3 protein-coding genes and 2 pseudogenes are annotated in these 2169 nt (G+C 54.6%); 2 read left to right on the top strand and 3 right to left on the bottom strand.

The annotated features are described in order from the left end of the window. Positions 1 to 196 (top strand): annotated as a pseudogene (locus F620_RS15605) (hypothetical protein); the annotation flags it as partial. Between the two features lie 121 nt (positions 197 to 317). Here the strand turns inward: F620_RS15605 and F620_RS15330 are convergent. Beyond that, positions 318 to 653: a hypothetical protein gene (locus F620_RS15330; protein ID WP_019571091.1), complete on the bottom strand. Its 336-nt coding sequence runs from the start codon at positions 651 to 653 to the stop codon at positions 318 to 320. Between the two features lie 55 nt (positions 654 to 708). Between F620_RS15330 and F620_RS15325 the strand changes: the two are divergent. Continuing rightward, positions 709 to 1152, top strand: a pseudogene (locus tag F620_RS15325) (transposase); the annotation flags it as partial. A gap of 22 nt (positions 1153 to 1174) precedes the next feature. Here F620_RS15325 and F620_RS15320 read toward each other — a convergent pair. Further along, positions 1175 to 1312, bottom strand: a complete 138-nt coding sequence (locus tag F620_RS15320) for a hypothetical protein (protein ID WP_019571089.1) — start codon at positions 1310 to 1312, stop codon at positions 1175 to 1177. Between the two features lie 228 nt (positions 1313 to 1540). Beyond that, positions 1541 to 2011: a hypothetical protein gene (locus tag F620_RS0114090; RefSeq protein WP_026331512.1), complete on the bottom strand. Its 471-nt coding sequence runs from the start codon at positions 2009 to 2011 to the stop codon at positions 1541 to 1543. Positions 2012 to 2169 lie beyond the last annotated feature (158 nt).

The raw sequence follows: 2169 nt of genomic DNA, 5'->3' as shown, positions 1-2169 counted from the left end.
GGGGCACCGAACGCCGGTTGAGACACTCAAGGCCTGGCAACAGGAACGCCCCGATTTATTTCGTAAACGTGTATACAATCAGCCGGGACCCGACATTTACCTGATGGACCAGGATCAGCATCATTTATCCACCGAATGGCCGGCTCTTTGTACCGAAGAAGCAGCGCTGCTCTATTCAGCACTTCCTACCTCCTAATCGAAACATAACGTTGGCGATGAGCCGCGCTTGACGGCGCCCGAATGGAGTGGCAGCGAAACGAGGTGGCGGTCAAGCGTCGGACTCCATCGCCCTTGTTGCACGTTCGCTCGATTCTCATTCATCCCAGCTCATCTCTCAAAGTGCAGAAGAAGCGATGTAACCTCTTCACTTCCTCGTTCTCGCTCATGAGTAGGATGATTCCACGATTCAATACCGTTACCGCGATTTCACCATTGTTCGTTTTCACTTCCAATCGATCCACCTCTACGGGAGTCGCCCCGGTCTCGGCTCCGTAGGTACCGTAGAGTTCCGTAATCTTTTCTTCTTCGAACGAATCCCTTATCCGTTTCGTCAACTGCGAGCCTTCAAGACTTACAGTCACCGATAGATCTTCCGGATATTTGGATTCAGGCCGCAGCCCCATTCCGACGTAATACTTCAAACTCTTAATCATTCACCACGTCTCGTCTGATACGCCCAACAGTGGCCGTAAAAACGGACCCACTTACGACTGTCTTGAGGATGCCCTTCAACGCTTCGGCGCACCGGCGATCTTCAACAGCGACCAGGGGGTGCAGTTCACCAGCGAGGCCTTCACCGGCGCACTCAAGCGAGAGGGGGTCAAACTCAGCATAGATGGTCGGGGCCGGGCCCTGGACAACATCTTCGTGGAACGGCTCTGGCGGAGCGTCAAGCACGAGGATATCTACCTCAAGGGCTATGCCAGCATGGTTGATCTGTCCGTTGGACTCACAGAATAATTCGCCTTCTACAATCGCGAACGTTGCCATCAATCCCTAGCCTACCAGGCCCCCGATCAGGTATACCAGTCAGGGCAGGGAGGCGGAGCCAGGATTGTGGACAAATTCAACAAGAAGGACTCCGGAGCAGACAGCAAAGCAGAACCGGGGCAGCGCCGTGCAGCTGCATGTAACGTGGAATGTAGAGATTAAACTCGGGTGGATTTTGTCTTGACTACAGGGTCCACTTTACCACACCGACCGAGTGCGCCATAACCTCGGGATCGCCGAGGATTTCACCCAGCGCCGGGACGTCTTCAAGGGACAACGCCCTAATCAACGGCCGCGGCGTCTCAGCGATCAGCATCATCATGAGTCATTCATCTAAGGGTCGTCACACCGATTCGTTGTTCGGACTCCATCGACGGACAACTGTCATCGGAATCTGCCCTTAGCACGGAACGAGTCACTTCCATCGCACCGACCTCGATAAGGGTCGGACGCAATCTGCGACCGAAGGGGCAGGCCTTAACCCCCCGTGGGGGGATGACGACACCTGATGAGTGCGCCGCGTGTGACCACCGATGCCAGCCCTGACTCGTCATGCTATATCCTGTGCATTCGCTATGCACCCGACCAAATTCAGTGCGGACAGGAGCACATGCTTGGTATTCTCGTCACTGGCCGAAAGTAGGCCATTATCGTGCAGCAGAAAAACGACGTAGGCAAGAAACCACGGTTCGTTCTGGAAACCAACATATTGCGTAATAGATTCCTCCACCAATTCAGGCGCCATGTCTTCTGAGAATTTGATGGAGGCAACGAGCCGGTGCAGTTCGCGCTCTTGCTCGTCTTCCGTTATTGTTTTGATTCTTTCGCCGGACGCCTTGAGCGCGACGTGCGCCACCATAAGCGCCTGAAGTACGGGCTGAATGTACTCCGGTGCAACGCGCATCTTCGTCAGCACCAACACAGATGCAAGCAGGTTGGGTTGCTCCCGGAATATCTCGTCGCAAATTTCCTCTTGGCCCTTGATGTCCGTCTCCAGGACCAGACGAACGGCATTGGTCAAGTGTGTTTCGGTGATTCTTGTCATTGCATGGCCATTGCGCTAGATGTCACTGGAATTTCGATCCCTGAATTCAACCAACAAGTGCAACGCCACGTCATGCGGCGCGTCGCCGCTGTAAAGATTGCTCCAGCACTTCGATCGGGGCCCGGTAGCCGAGC

Origin of the sequence: Thioalkalivibrio sp. ALE11 (assembly GCF_000381205.1) — a bacterium.
Classification (GTDB): domain Bacteria; phylum Pseudomonadota; class Gammaproteobacteria; order Ectothiorhodospirales; family Ectothiorhodospiraceae; genus Thioalkalivibrio.
Note: the sequence above shows the minus strand (reverse complement) of the source record. Positions and strands in the feature narration are given on the sequence as shown.